The 25554-nt window shown below is 38.0% G+C and carries 15 protein-coding genes; 12 read left to right on the top strand and 3 right to left on the bottom strand.

Annotated features, from left to right (window positions below):
• Positions 1 to 174 precede the first annotated feature (174 nt).
• A complete protein-coding gene (locus JCM17102_RS01630) occupies positions 175 to 744 on the top strand; it encodes a YdeI/OmpD-associated family protein (protein ID WP_025073715.1) in 570 nt (189 codons plus the stop codon).
• 158 nt (positions 745 to 902) lie between these two features.
• Here the strand turns inward: JCM17102_RS01630 and JCM17102_RS01635 are convergent, their stop codons facing one another.
• The gene (locus JCM17102_RS01635) at positions 903 to 1991 is read right to left on the bottom strand and encodes a hypothetical protein (protein WP_025073716.1); all 1089 of its coding nucleotides are present in this window, start codon (positions 1989 to 1991) and stop codon (positions 903 to 905) included.
• A gap of 709 nt (positions 1992 to 2700) precedes the next feature.
• On the opposite strand from JCM17102_RS01635, the gene JCM17102_RS01640 reads away from it, so the two are divergent.
• From JCM17102_RS01640 to JCM17102_RS01685, 10 genes are all read left to right on the top strand, one after another.
• Positions 2701 to 5877 (top strand): SusC/RagA family TonB-linked outer membrane protein, encoded by a 3177-nt coding sequence (locus tag JCM17102_RS01640; RefSeq protein ID WP_025073717.1) that lies wholly within the window; start codon positions 2701 to 2703, stop codon positions 5875 to 5877.
• A 12-nt stretch (positions 5878 to 5889) separates the two neighbouring features.
• Complete coding sequence (locus tag JCM17102_RS01645; protein ID WP_025073718.1) at positions 5890 to 7653, top strand: RagB/SusD family nutrient uptake outer membrane protein; 1764 nt, start codon at positions 5890 to 5892, stop codon at positions 7651 to 7653.
• 26 nt (positions 7654 to 7679) lie between these two features.
• Positions 7680 to 8339, top strand: coding sequence for a TonB-dependent receptor plug domain-containing protein (locus JCM17102_RS31160; protein WP_275564303.1), 660 nt, complete (start codon positions 7680 to 7682; stop codon positions 8337 to 8339).
• A gap of 17 nt (positions 8340 to 8356) precedes the next feature.
• Positions 8357 to 10456, top strand: coding sequence for a SusC/RagA family TonB-linked outer membrane protein (locus tag JCM17102_RS25745; protein ID WP_275564304.1), 2100 nt, complete (start codon positions 8357 to 8359; stop codon positions 10454 to 10456).
• 22 nt (positions 10457 to 10478) lie between these two features.
• Positions 10479 to 12206, top strand: coding sequence for a RagB/SusD family nutrient uptake outer membrane protein (locus tag JCM17102_RS01655; RefSeq protein ID WP_025073719.1), 1728 nt, complete (start codon positions 10479 to 10481; stop codon positions 12204 to 12206).
• 31 nt (positions 12207 to 12237) lie between these two features.
• On the top strand, positions 12238 to 13734 hold the full coding sequence (locus JCM17102_RS01660) for a BACON domain-containing protein (RefSeq protein ID WP_025073720.1): 1497 nt from the start codon (positions 12238 to 12240) through the stop codon (positions 13732 to 13734).
• 26 nt (positions 13735 to 13760) lie between these two features.
• A complete protein-coding gene (locus JCM17102_RS01665; protein ID WP_025073721.1) occupies positions 13761 to 15233 on the top strand; it encodes a BACON domain-containing protein in 1473 nt (490 codons plus the stop codon).
• An 84-nt stretch (positions 15234 to 15317) separates the two neighbouring features.
• Complete coding sequence (locus tag JCM17102_RS01670) at positions 15318 to 16439, top strand: DUF4971 domain-containing protein (protein ID WP_033886415.1); 1122 nt, start codon at positions 15318 to 15320, stop codon at positions 16437 to 16439.
• 162 nt (positions 16440 to 16601) lie between these two features.
• Positions 16602 to 17237, top strand: a complete 636-nt coding sequence (locus tag JCM17102_RS01675; protein WP_025073723.1) for a hypothetical protein — start codon at positions 16602 to 16604, stop codon at positions 17235 to 17237.
• Between the two features lie 388 nt (positions 17238 to 17625).
• A complete protein-coding gene (locus JCM17102_RS01685; protein WP_025073724.1) occupies positions 17626 to 18666 on the top strand; it encodes a glycosyl hydrolase family 18 protein in 1041 nt (346 codons plus the stop codon).
• Positions 18667 to 18884: 218 nt separating this feature from the next.
• Here JCM17102_RS01685 and JCM17102_RS31165 read toward each other — a convergent pair whose 3' ends face one another.
• Together JCM17102_RS31165 and JCM17102_RS25750 are read right to left on the bottom strand one after the other, a co-directional pair.
• Complete coding sequence (locus JCM17102_RS31165; protein ID WP_275564305.1) at positions 18885 to 19001, bottom strand: helix-turn-helix domain-containing protein; 117 nt, start codon at positions 18999 to 19001, stop codon at positions 18885 to 18887.
• The gene (locus tag JCM17102_RS25750) at positions 18998 to 22804 is read right to left on the bottom strand and encodes a hybrid sensor histidine kinase/response regulator (protein WP_275564306.1); all 3807 of its coding nucleotides are present in this window, start codon (positions 22802 to 22804) and stop codon (positions 18998 to 19000) included. The genes JCM17102_RS31165 and JCM17102_RS25750 overlap by 4 nt, the downstream gene beginning before the upstream one ends.
• Positions 22805 to 23055: 251 nt before the next feature.
• Between JCM17102_RS25750 and topA the strand changes: the two genes are divergently transcribed.
• A complete protein-coding gene (gene topA, locus JCM17102_RS01695) occupies positions 23056 to 25488 on the top strand; it encodes a type I DNA topoisomerase (protein WP_025073725.1) in 2433 nt (810 codons plus the stop codon).
• Positions 25489 to 25554: the final 66 nt, after the last annotated feature.

The following is a 25554-nucleotide window of genomic DNA, read 5'->3' on the forward strand; positions in this document are numbered from 1 at the left end:
ATATCACGAACTGCATCCTAAAAGTTTTTTTGCCTAACTTTTAGGGTGCAGTTCATTTTTGGCAGTCGTAAATAAACCATCAAGCTATCGGGTTCTGCATATCCGAGGTCGTATAGCATAGTAGTTTTATCACAACAGTAAAGGCTGCAAAACAATTAATCTGAATAACTCGTTATGACAACTGAAAATAAAATAAAGTATTTTGAAAATCGAGAAGATTGGAGAAAGTGGCTAATGGACAACTTTGACAGTGCCAGTGAAATATGGTTTGTATTTCCCAATAAGACATCAGGCAAAAAAAGTATTTTATATAACGATGCCGTTGAAGAAGCCCTTTGTTTCGATTGGATTGACAGCACGATAAAACCACTTAACAAAGAACATAGAATTCAGCGCTTCACACCAAGAAATCCTAAAAGCACTTACTCACAAGCCAATAAAGAAAGACTTAAATGGCTATTGGAAAATAAAATGATACACCCTAAATTTGAGAATAAAATACAAGATGTTTTATCTATACCTTTTATTTTTCCCAATGATATAATTGAGAAATTGAAAGAAGATAAAATAGTCTGGAGAAACTATCAACAATTTTCTGACTCCTATAAAAGAATCCGAATTGCATACATTGAAGCCGCAAGAATACGTCCTGAAGAATTTGAGAAACGGTTAAACCACTTTATCAGCAAAACGAAAGAAAATAAAGCAATTGCAGGATTTGGCGGAATTGAAAAATACTATTAATCAAAAGAGAATACCAACACCTAACTTGCATCCTGCCTGTAAACAGATTGAAATTAACTATTGATTTTTATTGCTCGGATGAAGAAAAAGATAAATCCGGAGCTTAGTATAAAGTCCCTATGATATGTTTAGCAAATTGCTGCTTTACGAACGATCTATTAGAAATCAATCGTTACCTGATAAGTATCCTTATTTTCAAAGAAAGTTTGTTGTACTTCGTATTCAGGAAGCCACACATATTTCTTTTCACCCTTGTATTCTGCTTCAAGCAAGAAACTAAACCAGCGATTATAAGGTAATTCATCAGTATGCAAAGGTTCTGCAGGATTATCATACAAATCGGGAACACCTGTTATCAAATATTCTCCTTTTTTGTTCACTTCATAAGTACGATAAGGAGTTGGAATCAGATCATTAAACTGCGCGCGAGCTCCATATAAGTTGAGTTTCACCCCTTTCTTCTTTTTACCATTCACTTTAACAGATACTAAAATATTCTTAGGAAACATCTGTTTGAAAAGTCCGGAAAAATCACGTCTAGGACGTTTTGACTTTGCAGTATAGTTAATGATATTAACTGCATACGAACTCCATTTATAAGTATTATAATGATTATTCATCACACACGAGTCCGGCTCGTATTGAAGTTGATTTATCACATTCTTTTTTGCCTGAATTCTGTCAGCATATAGATCTGTTACTCCGCGATAGTGACCGAATTCATGCGCCACTCCCCTACAAAAATAATCGACATTAAACAAGTCTTCATGTTCGGTCTTACTACGGCTACGGCAAACCACCATAGTCAAATCGTCCGCAGCACCTCCACAATACCAGCCTTGTGATTTCTCTTCATCATCAAAGTCAAGTACAGAATCAATGATCAATAAGACATCATGGTTAGGGAAACCTGCACTCCGATTGTATACATTTTCCAACTGACGGGAAGAGCAATCATAAACCACCTGTAAATCGGGCACATAACGGAAATAAAAATTAAAACGTCCGTCGCCCGCCTTATTCCAGAAATCATTCACCTGTTCGAAGAAAGTATTCAGTTTTGCCCGATATGCTTCTTTACCGCCCCAATGCTCTACCCCGGCTTTATCCACAGCTACAAATATTCGATATTCGATCGTATCCAGCGGTTGTGAAACAACATCCTTCTGTACATTACCCGTATTCGTCCAAGAAAAGAGAGGTAGAACGGCAGGAAACAAAAACCATCTTTTCCAACTAATTTTCATATCTGTATTTAATTTATGTATATCTCATTTCTTTTAGATTCCGACTGTTTCCGTCTATCATAAAAATGAATTTATTGAAAAACATACTTTTAACTCTAATTACACCATATAAACAACCGAACATCCTAACTCATACTTTTCCAAAAGTTATAGTTCTACTATAATAGAACTATCATTTCACTATTGAGGAACGAAAACTAGAGTAGTAACGAAACAAATGTACATAGAAAAAACATATCTTAATCTATGCAATCTATTATTTTATTTAGTTCTTCTACCTATTTCAATAAAATAGATCCAAGAACAGTTTAGGATATTACCAACATAGTACCTTGAAAAAACAAAAGAAAATCTCATCGGGAAAATAGATTAGTCAATTAATATCCATTATACTTTTATCTCATTTTTCTCTCGGATAAAGGATTATTCAAAGGAAAAACAGTTTTTATAGATAGCAAATCCTATCATTTTTCCGTCCTGTCTACAAAATTAAAGAGAAGGCTTATCATTCGCTATAGATAGCGTTTCTAGCTATTTTTGCACCTAATATAGCGAATATTACACGTCAGATTTATGGGTACCGGCTAACTTTGCATAAAAAGAGAACAGAAATGTCAGACTTTTATACACCAAAGTATAATCTTTTGAACAAAACGAAGGTCATTCATTGACAGAACTAAATATATTATTAACCTACAAATTAAAAAGTATGAGAAACGCGCTCAAATTAAGAATCTGCTTTCTTATTACGTTTCTTTCATTCATACCTTTAATAATGTATGCACTTCCACCGGAAGGGATTACTATTAAAGGTACAGTAGTGGATGAAGCACTTAAAGAAGCCGTTCCCGGAGCAAACGTGACCGTGAAGGGCACTACTATCGGGACAATCACAGACTTTGACGGTAACTACTCAATCGTCGTTCCAAACAAAGAATCCGTATTGGTCATCTCTTTTATGGGATATGTAACCCAAGAGATCGTAGTCGGAAGCAAACAAATCATTAACGTTAGTTTAAAAGAAGACGCACAAAGCCTCGGTGAAGTAGAAGTTGTTGCGATTGCCTATGGTAACCAAGATAAGAAAATGCTTACCAGTGCAGTCTCTTCCATTGACAACAAAGAGTTGATCAAATCTCCGGCTATTAGTATTACTAATGTATTAGCAGGAGCTTTGCCCGGTGTATCTTCAGTACAGACTACCGGACAACCCGGTAAAGACGCTGCTACTATTTATGTACGTGGAGCCGGTACATTAAATGACTCACAGGCCAAGCCATTGATTCTGGTAGACGGAATCGAACGTGATTTTTCACAGATCGACCCGAACGAGATTGAGACCATCTCTATATTAAAGGATGCTTCTTCAACAGCCGTATTCGGTGTACGAGGTGCTAATGGTGTAGTATTAGTTACCACCAAAAGAGGTAAAGCCGGTAAAACGCAAATTTCTGTCAGCACCAAACTAGGTTTACAGCAGCCTATTTCGCTTGTTGAACAAACCGGTAGTTACGAATTCGCCCGTTTCTGGAATATAAAACAGAAAATGGATCATGTCACTAATCCCAAACTCTATTTCACACCGGAACAGGTAGAAGCCTATCGTACCGGTTCGGATCCTATCATGTATCCAAGCATGGACTGGAAAAAGTATATCTTTAATAATCTCTACCTTCAAAGCCAGAATAACCTTAATATATCCGGTGGTAGCGAAAATGTAAAGTATTACATTTCATTAGGATATACATACCAGAACGGTCTTTTAAAGGAACTTCCCGGACAAATGTATGATAACAATTACCGTTTTAACCGATATAATTATCGTGCTAATATCGACGCCAACCTGACCAAAACTACACTAATGAAACTTGGTATTAGTGGTATTTTAGGTAAGATACAAGAGCCACGTAGTGTTGTATCCGGTACCGGAGAAGATCAAAATCCTTGGGTGATTGCACAAATCTGGTCACATCCGTTCGCAGGACCTGGATTTATCAACGGAGTCCGTACGTTAGTTCCCAAAGACATGGTTCCTCTGGGAGAAGTAATGCGTGATGGTATGTTCGTATTTTACGGACAAGGTTATAATCAGAATTATGATACAAATTTAAATCTGGACTTAGATATCACACAGAAACTGGATTTTGTAACTCCGGGCTTGAGCGTAGCTATAAAAGGGGCTTACGACAATAAATTCACGTTAAACAAAGTTCGTACCGGAGGTGCCATAGAATCACAGACTGTATACTACAAGTCTTATTTTGATACGAATGGCTCCATGGCACAGACTGACCCGGATTATGATAAGACATATATCTATGTACCCAATGGAAGCGATACCCCGCTAAACTATTCAGAAAGTAGTGGACGTGGACAGAATTGGTATCTGGAAGGACGTATCAACTATGACCGCACATTTGGCGATCACAGAGTATCCGGTCTGTTCCTTTATAACCAATCACGAAATTATTATCCTGACAGCTATACCTATATCCCCCGTAGTTATGTAGGACTAGTTGGGCGTGCTACTTATGCTTATCGAAGTAAATACTTGCTTGACGTAAATGTTGGCTACAATGGTTCGGAAAACTTTGCTCCGGGTAGTACCCGTTTCGGTGTTTTCCCGTCATTCTCCGCAGGCTGGATAGCAACTGCCGAGAAATTTATGGAAAATCAAAAGGTAATTGATTACTTAAAACTCAGAGCTTCTTGGGGACGTGTCGGTAATGATAAAGGGGTGGATTCCCGCTTTATGTATATGCCTGCCGTATGGGGAGGATCAGGTGGCTACAGTTTCGGTGTAGATAATGCCTATTCACAATCAGCTTCCGGCATTTCCTCTATCGGTAACCCGGCAGTAACGTGGGAAACAGCCGAAAAGCAGAATTACGGTATCGACATCAAACTCTTAGATAGCCGTTTATCCGCTACATTCGATTACTTTATAGAGCACCGTACAGGTATTCTGATTTCTCCATTGTCCACACCGGGTATTATTGCAACTTCTTTACCCAATCTGAATATTGGTCAGGTAAACAATCATGGTTATGAAATCTCCATTGGTTGGAATGACAGAATCGGAAAAGATTTCAGTTATTTCGCTAATGCAAACATGTCATTTGCACGTAACAAAATCATTAACATGGACGAAGTTCCTAAGCAATTCAGTTACATGAACCAAACGGGCGGTTCAACCGGACGACAGACTGACGTGTATAAATATTTGAGACTCTACCAATATAGCGACTTCACCGAAGGTGCAAACGGAGAATTGACATTGAACCCCAATCTCCCCCAACCTTACCAGAAAGTGTATCCGGGTGATGCAATGTATGCCGACCTTAATGGAGACGGAATTGTAGATGGTAATGATAAATGTGTATCAGGCTATGCTACCCGTCCGGAATATACATTTGGTATGAATATGGGATTCGACTGGAAAGGCTTCAGTTTATCCATGCAATGGGTTGGCTCCACAAATGTTAGCCGTATGTATGATATCGAGTACCGGATTCCGTACACCAATGCCGGAAAACGTGGTTTGCTGACTTATTTCTATGATGGTTGCTGGACTCCAGAAAATCAGTTGGGAGCTGTTTATCCGCGACCGTCAGAAGAATCGGAAAGCTGGAACTCTGAACCTTCAACTTTATGGTTAGTAGATGCTTCTTACCTCCGTTTAAAGAGTTTGAACTTCGGATATACCATAACCGGAAAGAAATTCTTGAAAAAATTAGGAATTAGTTCACTTGGTCTGAATTTCAGTGGTTACAATTTACTAACCTTCTCACCCCTTAAGTATCTTGATCCGGAAAGTAATCCTGACCGATTCGGAGATTATCCACTCATCAAGACTTATAGTTTCGGTTTAAATCTTAACTTCTAAAAAAGACAACTTATGAATAGCATAATAAAAGGACTTGGAATTGCGTTTAGTTATATACTGATAGCATCCTCTTGTTCTGAAATCAGTTTTGGGGATAATTTCCTAGGCAACCAACCTGAAAGCTCCGGAGCTACCACCGAAGAAATGTTTTCTACAAAAATAAACGCTGAAAAAGTACTGACGAAAGCTTATACCGGTGTACCCTATGGATTGCCTACCGGTGGGGACTTCAAACTAGGAGGTAATATCCTCGAATCAATCACCGATTTGTGTCAGAGTTTTCGTGATAACATCAGCGATGGACCCATGAAACTATATTATAACGGAGCACTGAGTGCAAATAATGTTCCTAAAAGTGCTGCCTATCTATATGCAGGAAAATCCGACTGGACTACCATCCGTTACGCATGGCTGTTTATTGAAAATGTAGCCAAAGTACCTGACATGACCGACGATGAAAAGAACGAACGTATCGCTGAGGCCAAAACATTGATCGCTCTTTCTTATTTCGAAATGATGAGATACATAGGCGGTGTACCTTGGTTGGACCATGCAATAGATGTAAATGAGAAAATGGAGTTTCCACGAATCACCTTCGAACAAACGGTAAAAAATATCGTAGGCTTACTTGATGAAGCTATTAATTCAAACCTAAAATGGAAACAAGATGACCAGAATGACGGTCGAATGACGAAAGCAGGAGCCATGGCATTAAAGTTCAAGGTATTGCAATGGGCAGCAAGTCCGACATTCAATTCCAACACAAAATGGAATTCGAAAGCAGATGAGTACACTTGTTACGGTAATTACAGCGACCAACGCTGGAAAGATGCAGCAGCGGCAGGGGAGGCTTTCTTCAATGAAATCAAAAAGCAGCATGGATACGAACTGATCCAGCCTACTGAAGATACTCATCGGGCAAGACGTTTGGCATATCGTAAGGCATATTACAACCGGGGCGGAACAGAAATTCTGATTTCTACACGTAAAGGTTATGATGTAGGTACCCATTCTGATTATATTAACCAACGTTACTACACCGGTCCAACATTAAATTACGTGGATATGTTCCCGTGGGAAGACGGTTCTGATTTTCCGGAAGACTTCGACTGGGCAAATCCGTCTAAACAGCCATTCTTTACTTATACAAATGAGGAGATGGTACCAACCCGTGACCCGCGTTTGTATGAAAACGTAGCCTGCCCAGGAGATAAATACTGTACCGGTACTACTGCTCCTGTTTATATCAACCATGAAGATTACAAAGACGGTAGCGGATTCCTGATCATGAAATATATCCTGCAGGAAAACAATGATCGCAACAGTCCGGTACAGTGGGCACATACCCGCCTGTCGGAAATCATGTTGGGATATGCGGAGGTGCTGAATGAAGTGAACGGTCGTCCGAACGATGAAGCTTACAAAATGGTCAATGATGTACGGGCCAGAGTTGGACTTTCTGCACTCCCCAAAACAATGAATCATGACCAGTTCCTGGAAGCTGTCTTAAAAGAAAGAGCACTGGAGCTAGGATTCGAAGAAGTACGTTGGTTCGACCTTGTACGCAGAGATCGTCAAAATGATTTCAAGAAAACATTGTATGGACTGAGAAGTAGAGGGAACGACCTGCATAATCCTACTGCATTCACTTTTGAAAAGGTAGTATTGGGAGATCGTTATTGGAAGACCAATTGGGATACCAAATGGTACCTGGCTCCAATTCCTCAGAATGAAATCAACAAGAAATATGGAATGACCCAAAATCCGGGTTGGTAAATATCTTAACTAATATCAATCGAACAATGAATAAATTAAATTATATATTAATTACCCTGCTTTTGGGAGGTTCGGTTTCTCTGAATGCACAGAAATCAAAGGCTGTTTCGGAAACACAGCTTACTGATACACTGAGCGTCGGATATCAAATGAACGTATCTTCCCAGAATAGCAGTTATTCTATCAACGGAGTCAATGCTTCAGCGTTTGAAAAGTCTCCGTATGTAGATATAAGCAAAGCATTGTATGGTAAAGTGGCAGGTCTGAATGTGTATCAAGGTATAGGTGCATCTCCTGACAACGTATCTACTCTCTCTCTGCACGGCAATGCTCCTCTGATACTGATTGACGGTTTTCCTCGTGATATTACTGATATCACTTCTATGGAAATTGAATCGTGCTATGTTCTGAAAGATGCCGCCGCAGCAGCACTTTATGGAACACGCGGTGCAAACGGTGTCGTCCTTATCACTACTAAACGTGGTGCTAAAAGTGGACTGAAAGTGAATGTAGACTATAATTTCGGTATTAATACTCAATTCCGTTCACCGGAATTTGCAGACGCATACACATATGCTAACAGTCTCAATACGGCATTGAAGAATGATGGGCTGGATGCACGTTACAATTCACAAGAATTGGATGCCTTCCGCACAGGATCTACCCGTATGATTTTCCAAACGTAGACTGGTGGGATCAGACGATGAACAAAGCCGGTTTCACACACAATCTAAAGATGTCTTTCAATGGAGGTGGTGAGAAATTCCGTTACTTCACTGTGGTTGATTATTACCGTGACCGTTCCATGTTGAAGAAGAACACGGAAGATACACGCTATGACACGACTCCGACAGACACACGTCTTACTCTACGTACTAATATTGACGCAGATATTACTGAAAGCACTCATATGAAAGTAGGCTTAGTAGGAAAGTTACAGGAATATAGAGGCACCCGTTACGGACGTACTAATATCTTCCGTAATATCTATAACACACCATCGGCCGCATTCCCTATTCGCTACGAAAACGGCATTTATGGAGGTAGCTCTGTCTATGGAGCCAATAATCCGGTAGCCTTATTGAAAAACTATGGTCATATCAGAAATATGTACGGCACATTGCTGGCTGATTTAAGCTTACGTCAGGATTTAGATGTACTGACCAAAGGACTTGGTGCTGAAGTAGCAGTATCTTTTGATAATATAGGAGGAATGTACGAAACTTCCAGCAAGAGCTATCGCTACATGAATAACTCGGCAAGTATCACTAGTGATGGTACGCTGGTGACCACTCCTACTATGTGGGGAACAGACTCTGAAACACTGGGACACAGCCAGCCTTTCGAAAGTTTGATCATGCGTAGCGATTTTCAGGCAAAGGTAGATTATAACCGTAATTTTGGAAAGCACCAAGTGAGTGGAGCATTGATCTACGATATGCAATCTATCGTGGAGGATGGCAGAAACAGATCCCGGAAAAACCAATCCATATTGCTGAACGCAACTTATACCTATGATAACCGTTACAGCATTAATGCCGTAATCAATCATTCCGGTTCCGCTTATTTACCGGATGGAGATAAATTTACAACTTATCCGGCAGTATCTGCTGCATGGATCGCATCAAACGAGGCATTCATGGAAAATATAACTCCAATCAATCTCTTCAAGATTCGCGCATCATATGGTTTGTCCGGATGGGACGGCAACCTAAGCCATGAATTGTGGCGCCAATCTTACATTGGTAATACTGGTTATAACTTTGGAGTAAACGCCGGTTATATAGGCGGCGGCAGCGAAGGTGACCTGCCAGTCATAGGATTAGTAGCAGAGAAATCGACAAAAGCTACTTTCGGTTTTGACGTTGAAGCCTTTGATAATCGCTTGAGTGCAACTGTAGAAGGGTTCTACGAAAAGCGCTCGGATATGCTTGTTTCAGGAGCCAATTCTACTTCCGGCATCATCGGTATCACAGTGGGACAGGTGAATGAAGGAGTCTATAAATACAAAGGGCTGGATGCTTCCCTAAGTTGGAATGACAAAATCGGTGACCTTCATTATGGTATAGGAGCCAGTATGTCTTATCTGAATTCAAAAGTAGTCAATGTAAATCAGGAATATCAGGAATACAATTACTTGTATACGAAAGGTAATCGTGTCGGACAGATGTATGGTCTGGAAGCTATCGGTTTCTTCAATAGCCAACAAGAAATCAACAATAGTCCTCAGCAAACCTTCTCCACCGTAGCTCCGGGTGACGTGAAATATAAAGACCAGAATGGAGACAATGTTATTGATGAAAAAGACGTTGTGAAAATGTTCGGTTCATCCGTTCCACGTTTCTACTTCGGATTTAACCTGAACCTCGCTTACAAGAAATTTGAGCTTTCTGCTGACTTCCAAGGTATGACTGGTGTTACAGTTTCTTTGCTCAACAGCCCGTTGTATCAGCCACTTGTGAACAATGGAAATATCTCAAATACATTCTTGAACGAGGAAGTATATTGGACTCCGGAGAACAAAGCGAACGCAACCATGCCAAGACTGACTACTCAGGAAAACCTGAATAACTATCGTTCCAGCTCATTGTGGTACCGCGATGGTTCATTCTTGAAATTGCGTAACCTGCTAGTATCTTATACTTTCTCAAAATCACAGACTCGCTTTGCTGATCTGAAAGTATTTGTACAGGGAACTAATCTGTTCTCATTAGACAACCTTCATTTTGCTGATCCGGAACAACTCAGCGTTGCTTATCCATCGACAAGAAGTTATTGGGCAGGTGTCAAACTTAATTTTTAATTCAAAGTAACAAATGAATATTATGAGAAGTAAATACATAATCTTAACTCTCTTGTCTTCGTTGATCTTTGCCTCCTGTAATTACTTGGATTTTGACGAGACTAATAACCTGAAGACAAAAGAAGACATGTACAAGTATTTTGATACGAGCAAATCAATGCTTACGTATGTATACTCATTCATGCCGCAGGGATGCCAATGGTTTGCAACATCCAGCGGTAACTTTACTCCGGATGGACTTGCCATGCGCGATTGCGCCAGCGATGACGGTGAATTCGGAGCAGTAGCAGCCAATATCCAAAATACTAATAACGGTAACTGGTCTGCCATCAAGACATTTGATGACTCTTGGTCTCTTTACAAAGGTATTCGTGCTGCCAATAGTTTTATTGCAGAAATTGCTCAAGTAGACTTCACACGTTATGAGCATAATGCACAATATACCAACTGGATGAAGCAATTAAAGTATTTCCCTTATGAAGCCAGAGTATTACGGGCACACTATTTCTTTGAACTGGCACGCCGCTACGGTGACATCGCCATGCCATTAGAAGTACTGACTGAGGAAGAAGCTAATACCATTGGCAAGACATCTTTCAATGATGTTATTGATTTCATTGTCAGCGAATGTGATGAAGCCATTGCCGACAATCATCTGCCAGACAGTTATGTAAACGAGCCGAATGCGGAAATTGGTAGAGTTACCAAAGGATTTGCGATGGCAGTAAAATCAAAAGCACTTTTATATGCTGCCAGCAAGTTACACAATCCTTCCATGAACACAGAGCTATGGAAAAAGTCAGCAAAAGCAGCATTAGATATTATCAACACAGGGTTATACTCTCTGGACCCCAAAGAGAGTGCTAACAATCTCGAATCCAAAGAGACTGTACTGATGAGAATTAACGATAATAACGCAAGCTTCGAGCTATTTAACTTTCCTATTCGCTTCACAGCAGGTAAGCGTAACTCAAGCCAGATTCCTTATAGCAACTTCCCCTCTCAGAACCTTGTAGACGCATTCGAAACAGTCAATGGTTACAAAGTGACCTTAGAGAACACAGGCTGGGTTTCCGAAGACCCGGAATTTGACCCACAATTGCCTTATGACAAACGTGATAAACGTTTCTACCGTGCCATATTAGCCAATGGTATGAAATTCCAAGACAGGTCGATTGAAACCTATAAAGGTGGTGCCGATGACGGAATCGTATCAGAAGGTGGTTCACCTACCGGTTACTTCTTGAACAAATACATTCAGGAAGGAACTCTTTTCACCGACGGAGAAGAAACTACTAATAAACACCATTGGGTAATTTATCGCTATGCCGAGACATTACTTACTTATGCCGAATCTATGGTGAACGCCTTCAACGATGTAAATTACACAGACGAGACTTATAAATATTCTGCACTGTGGGCAATCAACGAAGTTAGAAAGAATGCTGATATGCCGGCAATTCCTTCTTCCGGCAAAGATGAATTCTTGGAACGTCTATATAATGAATGGCGTGTAGAATTTGCTTTCGAAGATCACCGTTTCTGGGACGTACGAAGATGGAAAATCGCGGACACAACTCAGCGTGAACTTTATGGAGTAAAAATCGAAAAACAACCTAACGGTACTTTTAACTTCTACAAAAATCTGTATGAAACTCGTAATTGGAGAGATGCAATGTATTTGTATCCTATTCCTCAAAACGAGTTGTACAAGAATGCAAACTTAAATCCTCAAAATACGGGATGGTAATTAATTGTCAAATCTAATATTTTAAAGAAATATGAAAAAGTTATATAGCAATACATTAATGCAACTGATTGTTGCTCTGTGCACATTCAGTTTTGTAGCATGCCAAGAGTACAGCATCGACTCTCAGCCAGAAGGTCCGCTCAATATCCAAATCGACGCTCAGGATTCTTATACAGCCTTGGCAACATCTCCAAGCAATGTAGTTTTCAACATCAGCTCCAATACTCCTTGGACTATCGAAAGTGATGCACAATGGTGTGTACCAACTCCTTCCATGAGTGCAAGCAGTTCACTGGTTTCAGAGATTGTGGTGTCAATGGAAAACAATACAGGAAAGCAATCACGTACTGCTAAATTGACTATCAAGGCAGAAGGTATTTCAAATACAAAGGTGATTACAATTGAACAAGTTTCTAAAGAAAAACTTGTTGTTGTTCCTTACGGAGAACTAGTTGCAACAGAAGGTGAAGAGATTCAATTCTCTATCATTTCCAACAAACCATGGGAAATTATTCCTTCTATTTCTTATGTAAGTGATATTGATAAGAAATCAGGTAATGGAAATGAAAATGGCCAGGAAGAAATCATCACTGTTAAAATACCGGCAAATGCAGGTGCACGTCGTGAAGGTACTATTACTGTAAGAACAGAGTTTGAAGAATACTCTTTTACTATTATTCAAAATGGTATTACCATTGTTCAAGAAGAAGATCCGGCAAACACAACAATGGCAATAACTAATGCCGGTCCGTCTGAAACGACTATAAAGATAAGCTCCAATAAAGAATGGAAAGTAGAAGTTCCGAAAGAATATCAAAGTTGGTTACAAGCAGAGGCTATCAGTGATTCTGAACTAAAACTTATTACTACTAGTTATAATCCTTTGTTCGCGTCACGTAAAGGTCAAGTGCTAATCAAAACAAAAGAAGTAATCGATGGATTTGATGGAATCACTTTTGACGTCGAACAACAGGGTAAGTCATTCTGGTGGAACGGAGGAGGTACTGCAGCTCAAGTTCAAGAGAATGGTTCAATTATTCTTAGTGGAACCGGTACATCTCAAATTGTTTCCAACTTTACAAGCAAGAAAGGTCGTTTGACAATTGACCTTGCTTCTCTAAACTTAACAGGTGAAAGCTGGATTGAGTTAAACTATTGGCCTAATATCGACTGGACAAGCACACCTAACTTCCATTTACACCTGAAACCTAACAAAGAAAGTAATTTTACATGTGGTGGAGGTTACAATTGGACACAAAAGACATTCACCATGACAACAGAAGAATGTAATGCGATCCGCCAAATCGTGGCCGAAGTAACTTATAAACCAGGTAGTACTGATAAACTTATTATCAGATTACTATTTAACGGTGAAGAAGTTGCTGTATTAGACAATAACATTCAAGATATTTATGCCTTTGGTGATGATAATCAGTATTGTCCACAAACCATATACTACAGACTACAAGCTGGTGCTGAGGATTCAAGCATGCATGTAAATTCGATGACTTGGGAACCGATAGAGTAATAAATAACCTCTAAATAATATAGAGTATGAAATTTAATTTAAAACAACTTATATACAATAGTTTCATTGGCATCTCCGTTCTCACCACATTCTCTGGATGCAATGACGACGAAGCCATGAAATGGGTAGATCTGCGCTATAGAGTAGAGGATTCATACCTAGTTGAAGCTAAAAATCCTGAATCTTTCTCTTTTCAGGTTAAATCAACTGATCCGTGGGAAGTATTCGGAAAATATGATTGGTATACTATTTCACCTAATAAGGGCGAAGCTAGTGATAAAACTTCTACTGTAACTATCACTTGCAAAGAAAACACTTCATTAGATGATCGTATAGATACAATCAATATCAAAAGTGATTACTGGATAGGTAAAACATTTGTACTTACACAGAAAGGTACTGCCTATTTGAATGTAGAGAATGTTGATATGATCAACCAAGAAGGAGATGACGAAACATTCGACGTAATTACTAACCAAAAATGGACTGCAAAAGTAACGGAGGGTGATGTATGGCTATCCATTAAATCCGGGAACTCCGGTGAATTAGATGGACAAATCACAGTAAAAGCAACTCCAAATACAGGTGAACAACGTACAGGTATTGTAACAATATACGACCGTCACGGGGTTGTGGCCCAGGAAGTACAATGTATACAAGATGGTGTAGTATTAAATCCGGAGATTCCGGAGAACGGAAAATGGTTCAGAATGTATGAAGAGGCACAAAAACTTACTATTCACGTAGAATCTAATACAGAGTGGACAATATCGAAAGAAAATGAGGCTGATGACATTTGGTATAATTTCGAAGAAACATCATTCAATGGTGATGGTGACATTGTGATCAATGTAAACGAACACACAGGAACCAGTGTCCGTACAGGAATTATCTTACTGACAACTAAAGCTGACGAAGGTGCTACTCCATTAATGAAAACTATAAAGATCAAACAAGCTAATCCACAAAGACCAGTCGTACATGATGTAAATCAAGCAATAACCAGCTATTCCGGTCCAGGCGGGTTGAAAGAAGGACGTTACAACTTCTATTTTGATCCATTTGGCAGTGCAAATCTTAGTTTCTTCATGATGTGGGCAGGACAAGCTGATGATGGAGGAAATGTAGAACTTCGTTTCCACATTCTAAGCCAAAAGACACAATTGAGTACAAGACCATGGAACGGTGATGTATACAATGAAAATAGCGGTCACGCTGTTGATACTAGCATTTCGAACGTCTTAACATTCGATATCAAAGAAGCAGTAGACGCAACAGATCCGACTAAATCGTGGATATACTCCGAATGGATATTAAATGGTGTGCTGTTAGGCAAAGCCACAAGTGATGGTGTAACAGATGCCAATGGCACAAATGATACTTATAAGATTCCATTTGAACGGACCAAAGTAGGTGCTAACTTCTCAATGTCAGCTTCTGGTGGAAATATCGGATTTATCAAGTGGGAATACATCGCCCCATTAGTATGGGGAGATTAATTCTCCAATAAGAGTGATTACCTGAGCCCCCAATCAGGTAATCGCTTCTAATAAACTCACAAATCAATAAAAAAGAAAAAGAGTATGATAAAAAGAAAAATATTACTTTTGCTGAGTATGGCACTTATGGGAATCTCCAGCATTGCCTGCTCAGATGATGAGACCAATGATATCACTCCACAGAAGAGATATCCGCTAACAACCTTTTCCGTAGCAGTAAAAGGTACGCAGGCTGATAATATATCCTATTATCATGGAAAGATTGACCAAACAACTCATAGAGTTGAAATTGGCTATATAGAAGACGCCAATATTATCACAGGCGTAGATTATACATTAATGAGTGAAGGGGCTACGATCTCACCTGATCCGAAAAAATTTATTGGAGAATGGAACAAAGAACAGAAAGTGACCGTCACCACTGAAGATAATCAAACGACCACCTATACCATTGTCCTGACAAAGTTCGATGAAGCGATGAAAAATATACTCTTCTTCGATAATTTTAGCGTAGACGGCAATCCAGATCCAACAAAATGGGTACTATGTAAAAAGCAAAGTTCTGACTGGAACGACGAGATGTCCGAAAGCTATGATCAAGCTTATGTAAAAGATGGCAAACTGATATTAAAAGCTGAAAAAATAAACGGTGAATACAAAGCCGGTGGCATTGAATCACAAGGCAAATTCGATTTCACATTCGGAAAAATAGAAGTGAAAGCAAGAATTACAAGCTATCCGAATGGTGCATTCCCTGCTATCTGGATGATGCCAAAAACATCCGTTTATGGAGGATGGCCTCAAAGCGGAGAAATTGATATCATGGAACACGTAAAACAAGAGTCTGTGATCCACCATACCATACATACCCACTACACTTATAATTTAGGTATAAAAGATCCGACAAATACTGCACAGGTAACCTGTGACTATCATGATTGGAATATCTATACAGTAGAAAAGGATGAGAATAAGTTGACATTCTTTGTCAATGGACAAGAAACTTTCTCATACTCGAACCAGAATCTGGAAAATGAGGCAGAAATGAAGCAATGGCCTTTCACTAATGAGAATCCATTCTACATTATTCTGAACATGGGATTAGGAGGAGATAGAGATGGCTCTTGGGCCGGTCCTATTGATGACGATAATCTACCCGCTATTATGGAAATTGACTATGTAAAAGTGTCCAAATTAGATAAATAGGTTTTAAGGTAGAAAACTATTGTTTTAGGAACTCTCAAGTTAAGAGGAATGAGAGCATGGAAATTCTTCCAATGACTTTCATTCCTCTATTTCTATAAATACAAAACTCACACAGAACAAAGTTCTATCCTATTTTCATAAGAAACTAAAATAGAAATATCGATGAAAATAATCAGGAAAAACATACTATCTTTGTTCACCGGAGTTATTATATTGAACTTATTGTTCAATCCTGTGAAAGGAATACTTGATATTCCCCATCAATCAGACCTATTGACGTGCACTTCACTATCAATACTAATAGGAATATCAACTTTCTTCTCTAATAATCGGCCTATTCAACGACTGACTGTTATTGATGAAGTATTCATTTTAATAGCTATAAGCAGTATTCACTTTTATCCCCCACAATCTAACCTCTACGGATTATCCCGTTTTGTCCTAGTCATCATATATTGGGGATACGTCAGACAGAGTACTGAAGAGAGGTTACAGATGCAAACAGAAGCAGCTTGGCGAGGATATACAGTACATGTTTGCCAATTTGGAAATATCCTAGTGGAATATAATGATTGTAACCTAATGGTTTATCAAAACCCTGAGGAAAGAAACCTTTATACAGATATTATATTTTTCGTTGAAACGCTAAAAGGAAATTGGGAGGATTATGATAAATTTGGATTAAAAGTAGATGGTTGGGTGTATACAGGAGTTAGTTATTCCGATGCAGAGGCAGATAATTGCCATAAGTGGCTTTCTAAAGTAACAAATGATGGAAAAATAATACCACACAAATAATTCAACAGAGGACCTTAGAAAATATGTCCAATTATATGGTAGAGTTAATCTTGCCTATAATCTAAACAAAGGTTATGAATATAATTCAAAAATGAATTATGAGGCAATAGCATCAAATGAGGCTTTAAAAAGAGCACAATAATTAATTTTAAAAATAAAGATATGAGAACAATTAATTGGATTCTTATTTCTAATAACATTCACATTGAATATTATGGTTCAATCAAAAAAGCACACCCATGAGGAAAAAAGTGAAGTTGAAACTTATAACGATTCCATTTGTAAAGTTATTAATAATGATGCTTTTGGTAATTATAGAGGTGAAATGAAAAGTTATCTGGTTATAAAGAATCAAATAGAATAAATATTAACTTAACTCACATTTATTATGACACGTTTATTACAAACATTATCAATCGTAATCTATATTCTTATTATGAGTTGTACATCTACCACTTCTGGTAGCAACATTTTACCAATTCCTGAGATTCCAGAGACTCAACCGGAAAAAATACAGCAAGTAGTCATTGGTTATCTGCCACTAGACGATTGGGAATTTAAGGCTCAATTCTCTTCCATAGAATGGAAGTACCTGACACATATCAATATGAGCTTTGCCAGAGTAAAGGCTGATGGCACACTTAATATCGAGTCAATTCGTGACAGAATCCAAGAGGTACGTGAAACAGCCCGTAAACATAATGTCAAAGTCTTGATTTCACTTGCCAAGAACGGCAAAGGTGAATTCACAGCTGCTATTAATGATCCGAAAGCAAGAAAAGAGTTAGTAAAACAAATCATAGCATTCACCAAAGAGTATGAATTGGATGGATTTGACATTGATTATGAAGAGTACGATAAGTGGGACGTCTATTTTCCTTCACTTTTGGTCTTCGCCAAAAGTTTATATGATGCAAAAGACAAAGAGATGCTCATGACTTGTGCTGTAAATAGCCGCTGGCTAAAATTTGGGACTGAGTGGCAGCAGTATTTCGATTATATAAATCTTATGAGTTACGATCGTAGAGCATTCACAGAGACCCCCATTCAACATGCCTCTTATGATGACTTTGTGAAAGACTTGGAATACTGGAATACAGTATGCATGGCACCAAAAGATAAAATTGTCGGCGGATTACCCTTCTATGGATATTCTTGGGATGAAAGTCTGAAAGATATAGTGGATGATGTCCGAGGAATACGTTATCACACAATTCTAGAACATCTCGGTACCAAAGCGGCAGAACTTGATGTGATAGATAAAACTTACTATAACGGGCGACCGACTATACGCAAAAAATGTAAATTCGTAAAAGAAAACGGATATGCAGGTGTAATGATCTGGCAGCTGTTTCAAGACGCTCACAACAATAATCAAGATTTAAAATTAATAAAAGCGGTAAGCGAAACAATTATACTTTCGCACTAAACACGATACATAGCTGCTAATCTTAAAAAATAAGTGGATTAAATGGATTTAATACCATAAGATATTCTTCTTATTTTTCTCAATTTATTCTCAATATGATGAGAAAAATGCTCACCATATTGAGAATAAATGTTCATTACTATGAGAAAATATACTCATTAATATGAGAAAGCATACTGGTTATAAACAAGAAATAAGAGATAGATTATATCTGTAATTTACTTATCCTGCTTTCTATATGCAGAAGGTATCTCTCCTTTTATGGCTTTGAACACTTTACTAAAATAACGCAAAGAAGAAAAGCCTACAACCTCCGAGATTTCAGTAATATTCATAGAAGTAGTATCAACAAGACAACAGATTTATCAATACGCAGTTTATTCACATAATCGATAATTCCCATTCCAGTAATCGCTTTTATCTTATTAAATAATAAAGAACGACTTATACACATATTTGTAGCCAAGAATGCCACACCTAACTCCGGATTGCTCATATTCTCTTCAATAATCGCATTCAATTTTAAAAGGAAAGCCTCATCCGCATTGCTAAAACTAATTTCTTTATGAGATAATAGTTTATCATTTATATATCTCTTCCGTATTTGTTCACGAAGTCTCAGTTGATTATATGCCAATGCCAATAAGCTATCTATCTCAAAAGGCTTAGGCAAAAAGATATCCGCTCCCGTTTTATATCCGGTATACATATTCTGCGAATTATGATAAGCAGTCAACAAAATAAAAGGAATATGACTGATATCCAGATTAGTTTTTACTTCTCTACAAAGTTCAAATCCGTTCATGCGAGGCATCATCACATCACTTATAATTATGTCTGGCAAACGTTGTTTGATCAATTCCAGTCCATCTTTCCCATCTTTAGCTACATACACCCGAGCAAAATAATTACCTAGTGTCTCCTTTAAATAATTTCGTAAATCAGCAGTATCTTCCACTACTATCACTGAATATTTCTGCAAGAATGTATAATCAATACTATCTGCCTCCTTAACCTCAACATCTCCTGGAACTTCCGCAGAAATAGGAGTTAACTGGCCATGTGCATTAGTAAAAAGCGGAAGCTCAAAATAAAAGACTGCTCCATGTCCTGACGCATTAGATGCCCCTACTTTCCCTTTATGATGATTAATCAGACTTTTTGCATAGGATAAACCAATTCCACTTCCACCTTTTTCGTGAGCTCCTTGATAAAAATTAGAAAATAGAGAATTCATATCTACTAACGTCAGTCCCATGCCTTCATCTTGTACAGACACTCTGATCCAATCTTTTTCTGGTGAAAGACTAGTAATAATAGTGGTAGTAGTCCCTGATTCACTGAACTTCAATGCATTCATCAAGAAATTAGAAAGGACAAATTCACATTTACTCTTGTCAAAAGGAACTTCCTTAATCTTTTCATCCAACTTATATTCTATTTTAATTCCTTTAGACTCAAACTCAAAGGTAAATTTATCTCCCACAGAACGTACCCACTCATTCAAAGAATGTGGTAGAATATGTAACATTTCTTTCCCTTCCTCCAACTTTCTCACATCTAACACCATATCAATTATACCTTTCATCTGATGTGCTTGTTTATAAATCGAAACCAACAACCTATTTACATCACCTTCTTCAGTTTCATGATTAAGTATACGTTTCAATGGTGCACAAATCAGTGTCAATGGGGTACGAAGCTCGTGGCTGATATTGGTCAGAAAATTAATCTTTTCTTCATACATCTTGTTTTTCAATCGCATGATTTCACGTTTTTGTTTGATTTTCTTTTTACGATAAAGAGAATACATAACTCCATAAGTTAACAAACAAATCAATATGATTAAACCCATGTAAAACCAATCTGTTTTCCACCAAGGTGGGGTAACAATAAGATGAAGAATCTGCTGTTTAGGTCCCCACTCTCCTTTACGGGTATAATAAGAGGCTGTTATTGTATATTCCCCAATAGGAAGATAATTTATAATCAAAGAATTAGAATTTGACTGCGTCAATTCTTGTTCATACCCTTCAATATGAAAACGAAACCTATTTTTACGAAATACATCATTTTCATTTAGTAATACTTTCAATTGAAGAGAAGAAAAATTCCATGGAACTTTAATTGATTCAGTAGCAACATCATGTTTTTCTTCCAACGAAACAGGTAAACCGTTTAATAACACATCCAACAACTCTATAGTAGAATTGACGTTCGCTTCAAAATGAATTGCAGGATCTATCAAAGTCATTCCTTCAGTTCCTCCCATCAATATATCTCCATTTTTGGCGAGAAGGGCAGCATTAAAAAGATATTCATTGGGTAAAACACCATCTACCTCATCCAAAATTACAAAATTCTGAGTCAATGAGGAATATACATATAGATGGCGCCGCGTACCAATCCAAATACGTCCTTGATTATCCGATACAACGGAAGTGGCTTCCTGGAATAAACCGGTTTCTACAAAGCCACTTTTTCCCGTTCGAGGATCATAGTGCAGTACCCCACCGGCAGTAGCTAACCAAAAAGTACCATTCTGGTCCATACAAGCATCATTTATTACATACTCTCCTTGATAAAGTGTTTTAAAAGTTTCTTTAGAAGCATCATATACACAAATATTTTTCAAATCTGTAAGATATGTTTTATTTCCTACCGTAGTAATTATTCCCGGAGAAGTACGCTCATATTCCTTTCCCATAGTTGCTACAATCGTAAATTTCCGAGTAGGGATATCATATACAAATACATGTTGTGCACTAAAAAGAATCTTATTTTCCGATATTCGCTGGATGTAGACTGAAAAGCCATTAATACAGGATTGAGCATTCATTTCCTGATTCATAAGTACAAAAGGATGTAGCTCTCCTGTATGTTTATTAAAGAGATAAAGTCCTTTATTAAAGGAGGAAAACAACAACTCGTTTGGACTATATTCGACAATGGAAACAATTTTTTCATACTTAGTGAAAGGGTAATGTTTAAAGGTAGAAGTTACTGCATCAAAACGATTGATACCACCACCATCTGTTCCTATCCAAATAATCCCATCGCTATCCTGAAAAAAACAATTTATTGTCTGATTACTTAAGCCATGCAAATTACCGAATGGTACATATTCATAAGATCGGGCATATACATTCTTAATACCAATCAAACCATTTCGTATACTTCCTGCCCACATATTGTCTGCTGGATCTACATACAAACGATAAATTGTATTAGCAGGAAATGAGTGAATATCCCCCTCAGTTTGTTGTATGTTAGAGAACGAAAAATCATTCAAATTAATCATATTGATTCCCCCACCATCAGTCGCCACCCAAAGCTGGTCATCTCTTTCTGTGATATCATGAATTACATCATACGTCAAAGGAGAATTGAGTGTCGTAAAATGTTTAAGTAATTTTTTATTTTGATAACAATATAAACCATTGCCATATGCACTAAGCCATAAGCGTTTATGAGAATCTAAGTAAATGCTGGTATAATTCTTCTCATTAAATGCTGTGACTTTATTAAACTCGCGAGTTACCATGTTGAATGAATAAATTCCATGCCAACGAGAATTTAGCAGGATATTATCTTCATCATAACGTACCATCTCCCAAAAAGGATTATATAAAGCGGGATCTTGGGCATAGTACAGTGGTTCTAACTGTTTGGTCTCATATACATATTTATAAATAGCTCCTGATCCTCCGAATATGATCCCTCCCTCAACCAACAGATAAGAAGCAACATATATGGGATTGCCATCTTTCATCAAAGTCGTAAAATTATCATTTTCTCTGTTATACAGACAAATACCATCAGTAGTACCCACCCAAAGGTTACAAATGGAATCTTCGGCTATAAAAATAATATTACTAGAAACTAGCGTCTTATCATCGCCCGATTGATGTAAATACTGTTTTAAATGATCACGATCATAACAATTCAATCCCGATTCTGTACCAATCCATAAATACCCCCTGTAATCATTCAAGATACATTGTACTCTTGATTGAGAAAGCCCTTCTTTTATACCCAACTGTTTATAATAATAGGAAGTAGTCTGAGCTTCAATAATTTGAATACAACTAACAAGTAATAAAAAACAAACGTATATTTTAAATAGTATCTTCATCATAAGTGAATAATATCATATTTGAGATGTAAATATAAAGAATTCTCTTTAAATAAAAATGTATTATATTAAAATCTATTCTCAAATCGTCGAAATTTCTTATTTCTCTTTCACTAATCAACAATATTTCTTATTACTTCCTCCTTTTTTCTAAAAAAATAATAGTTTCTCTTTATAATATAAGGTAAGGCAAATCTTTTTTTTTTACTTTTGCCCCGAATATTATGGTACAGGCCATTATAAAAGAAATAATTATGCAAAAAAACCTTGTCATTGTCGAGTCTCCGGCAAAAGCTAAAACCATTGAGAAGTTTCTTGGGAAAGATTTCAAAGTCCTTTCAAGTTACGGACATATACGCGATCTGAAAAAGAAAGAGTTCAGTATTGACATAGAAAAGAACTTCAATCCTCATTACGAAATTCCGGCAGACAAAAAGACTCTGGTTAATACGCTGAAAGCAGAGGCAGCAAATGCAACAACAGTATGGCTCGCATCCGATGAGGACCGCGAGGGAGAAGCTATTGCATGGCATCTGTATGAAGTCTTAAATTTAAAACCGGAAAACACCAAACGAATCGTCTTCCACGAAATTACGAAGACGGCTATTTTAAAAGCAATTGAACAACCACGCGATATTGACCTCAATCTTGTAAATGCCCAACAGGCACGAAGGATTCTAGACCGAATTGTTGGTTTTGAATTATCTCCTGTGCTTTGGAAAAAAGTAAAACCTGCTCTATCCGCTGGGCGTGTACAATCTGTAGCTGTCCGCCTGATTGTAGAACGCGAACGAGAAATTCATGCATTCAAAACAGAAGCATCTTATCGTGTCACTGCCATTTTCTTGGTTCCGGATACGGACGGAAAGCTGGTTGAGATGAAAGCTGAGTTAGCCCGTCGCATCAAAACTAAAAAAGAAGCAAAGGCATTTCTCGACGCTTGTCAGGGGGCTACTTTCACCATTGATGATATCAGCACACGCCCAATAAAGAAAACACCTCCTGCTCCATTCACTACTTCTACACTGCAACAGGAAGCTGCACGCAAGTTAGGTTATACTGTAGCGCAAACAATGATGATCGCACAACGCTTATATGAATCTGGACTTATCACTTATATGCGTACCGACTCTGTGAATCTATCGGAATATGCAACTACAAGTAGCAAGGAAGCTATTATTCAAATGATGGGCGAACGTTATGTACACTCCCGCCATTTTGAAACAAAGACCAAAGGAGCTCAGGAGGCACACGAAGCAATTCGTCCTACCTATATGGAACACCAATCTATTGAAGGTAGTTCACAGGAGAAAAAACTATATAGCTTAATCTGGAAGCGTACTATTGCTTCACAAATGGCCGATGCTGAACTTGAAAAAACCACTGCTAATATTTCAATCACTAATAGCAGTGACATTTTTACTGCAACTGGTGAGATAATCAAATTCGACGGTTTTTTGCGTGTTTATCGCGAATCTTACGATGATGATAATGAACAAGAAGACGAAAGCCATTTATTGCCTCCTTTAACTAAAGGCCAGAAATTAGAACAAGGTCCCATCATGGCAACGGAACGTTTCACTCAGCGTCCACCCCGTTATACGGAAGCAAGTCTCGTACGTAAGTTGGAAGAGTTAGGTATCGGACGTCCTTCTACTTATGCCCCTACCATTTCTACCATTCAACAACGCGAATATGTAGAAAAAGGTAATAAAGAAGGTGAAAAACGTACCTTCAATGTACTGACCTTAAAAGACAATCAAATCAACGATGAGACCAACTCTGAAATTACCGGTACAGAAAAAGCCAAGCTTTTCCCAACAGATACGGGAACAGTAGTAAACGATTTCCTTACTGAATATTTCCCGGATATCCTAGATTACAACTTTACTGCAAACGTAGAAAAAGAGTTCGACGAAATAGCAGAAGGAGATGTACAGTGGACCTCTATTATGAAAAACTTCTATGAACAATTTCATCCATCTGTAGAAAAAACGTTGTCTATTAAAACAGAGCACAAAGTAGGAGAACGTATTTTGGGAGAAGAACCGGGAACGGGAAAAACTGTTTCTGTAAAAATAGGCCGTTTCGGACCTGTAGTACAGATAGGAACAGTGGATGACGAAGAAAAACCACGTTTCGCTTCAATGAAGAAGGGACAATCCTTAGAGACGATCACATTGGAGGAGGCGTTGGATTTATTTAAATTGCCACGTACTATTGGTGAATACGAAGGGGTAACAGTTTCTGTAGGCGCTGGTCGTTTTGGCCCTTATATACAACATAATAAGGTATATGTATCACTTCCGAAAACACTTGATCCAATGAAAATTACACTCGAGGAGGCAGAGCAACTGATCTTAGAAAAACGTACTAAAGAAGCTAAACGCCATATCAAGAAGTTTGAAGAAGAACCTGAGCTTGAGATTCTAAACGGGCGTTATGGGCCTTACATTACTTATAAAGGCAAAAACTATAAGATCCCTAAAGATATTGTTCCACAAGATCTGAATCTAGAAAGTTGTATGGGGCTTATTAAAATACAAGAAGAGAAAGAAGCTGAGGCACCTGCTAATCCAAAGGCAAAACCTAATGTAAAGAAAGAGGAGCCCAAAGATGAACCTAAAACAAAGGCAAAACCAAAGTCTAAAATGAAGACTAAAACTACCACCACCAAAAAGATATAAAATCTTGAAGTAATATGTTTATAAAAAAGCCGGTAAGCTCGGAGATGTCCAGTTTACCGGCTTTTT

The organism is Bacteroides faecichinchillae JCM 17102, assembly GCF_000614145.1.
GTDB lineage: Bacteria > Bacteroidota > Bacteroidia > Bacteroidales > Bacteroidaceae > Bacteroides > Bacteroides faecichinchillae.

What these genes read in the sequence shown, in the direction of transcription:
- JCM17102_RS01630 (WP_025073715.1), top strand. Translation starts at nt 175, where the DNA reads ATGACAACTGAAAATAAAATAAAGTATTTTGAAAATCGAGAAGATTGG.
- JCM17102_RS01635 (WP_025073716.1), bottom strand. Translation starts at nt 1,991, where the DNA reads ATGAAAATTAGTTGGAAAAGATGGTTTTTGTTTCCTGCCGTTCTACCT.
- JCM17102_RS01640 (WP_025073717.1), top strand. Translation starts at nt 2,701, where the DNA reads ATGAGAAACGCGCTCAAATTAAGAATCTGCTTTCTTATTACGTTTCTT.
- JCM17102_RS01645 (WP_025073718.1), top strand. Translation starts at nt 5,890, where the DNA reads ATGAATAGCATAATAAAAGGACTTGGAATTGCGTTTAGTTATATACTG.
- JCM17102_RS31160 (WP_275564303.1), top strand. Translation starts at nt 7,680, where the DNA reads ATGAATAAATTAAATTATATATTAATTACCCTGCTTTTGGGAGGTTCG.
- JCM17102_RS25745 (WP_275564304.1), top strand. Translation starts at nt 8,357, where the DNA reads ATGAACAAAGCCGGTTTCACACACAATCTAAAGATGTCTTTCAATGGA.
- JCM17102_RS01655 (WP_025073719.1), top strand. Translation starts at nt 10,479, where the DNA reads ATGAGAAGTAAATACATAATCTTAACTCTCTTGTCTTCGTTGATCTTT.
- JCM17102_RS01660 (WP_025073720.1), top strand. Translation starts at nt 12,238, where the DNA reads ATGAAAAAGTTATATAGCAATACATTAATGCAACTGATTGTTGCTCTG.
- JCM17102_RS01665 (WP_025073721.1), top strand. Translation starts at nt 13,761, where the DNA reads ATGAAATTTAATTTAAAACAACTTATATACAATAGTTTCATTGGCATC.
- JCM17102_RS01670 (WP_033886415.1), top strand. Translation starts at nt 15,318, where the DNA reads ATGATAAAAAGAAAAATATTACTTTTGCTGAGTATGGCACTTATGGGA.
- JCM17102_RS01675 (WP_025073723.1), top strand. Translation starts at nt 16,602, where the DNA reads ATGAAAATAATCAGGAAAAACATACTATCTTTGTTCACCGGAGTTATT.
- JCM17102_RS01685 (WP_025073724.1), top strand. Translation starts at nt 17,626, where the DNA reads ATGACACGTTTATTACAAACATTATCAATCGTAATCTATATTCTTATT.
- JCM17102_RS31165 (WP_275564305.1), bottom strand. Translation starts at nt 19,001, where the DNA reads ATGAATATTACTGAAATCTCGGAGGTTGTAGGCTTTTCTTCTTTGCGT.
- JCM17102_RS25750 (WP_275564306.1), bottom strand. Translation starts at nt 22,804, where the DNA reads ATGATGAAGATACTATTTAAAATATACGTTTGTTTTTTATTACTTGTT.
- topA (WP_025073725.1), top strand. Translation starts at nt 23,056, where the DNA reads ATGCAAAAAAACCTTGTCATTGTCGAGTCTCCGGCAAAAGCTAAAACC.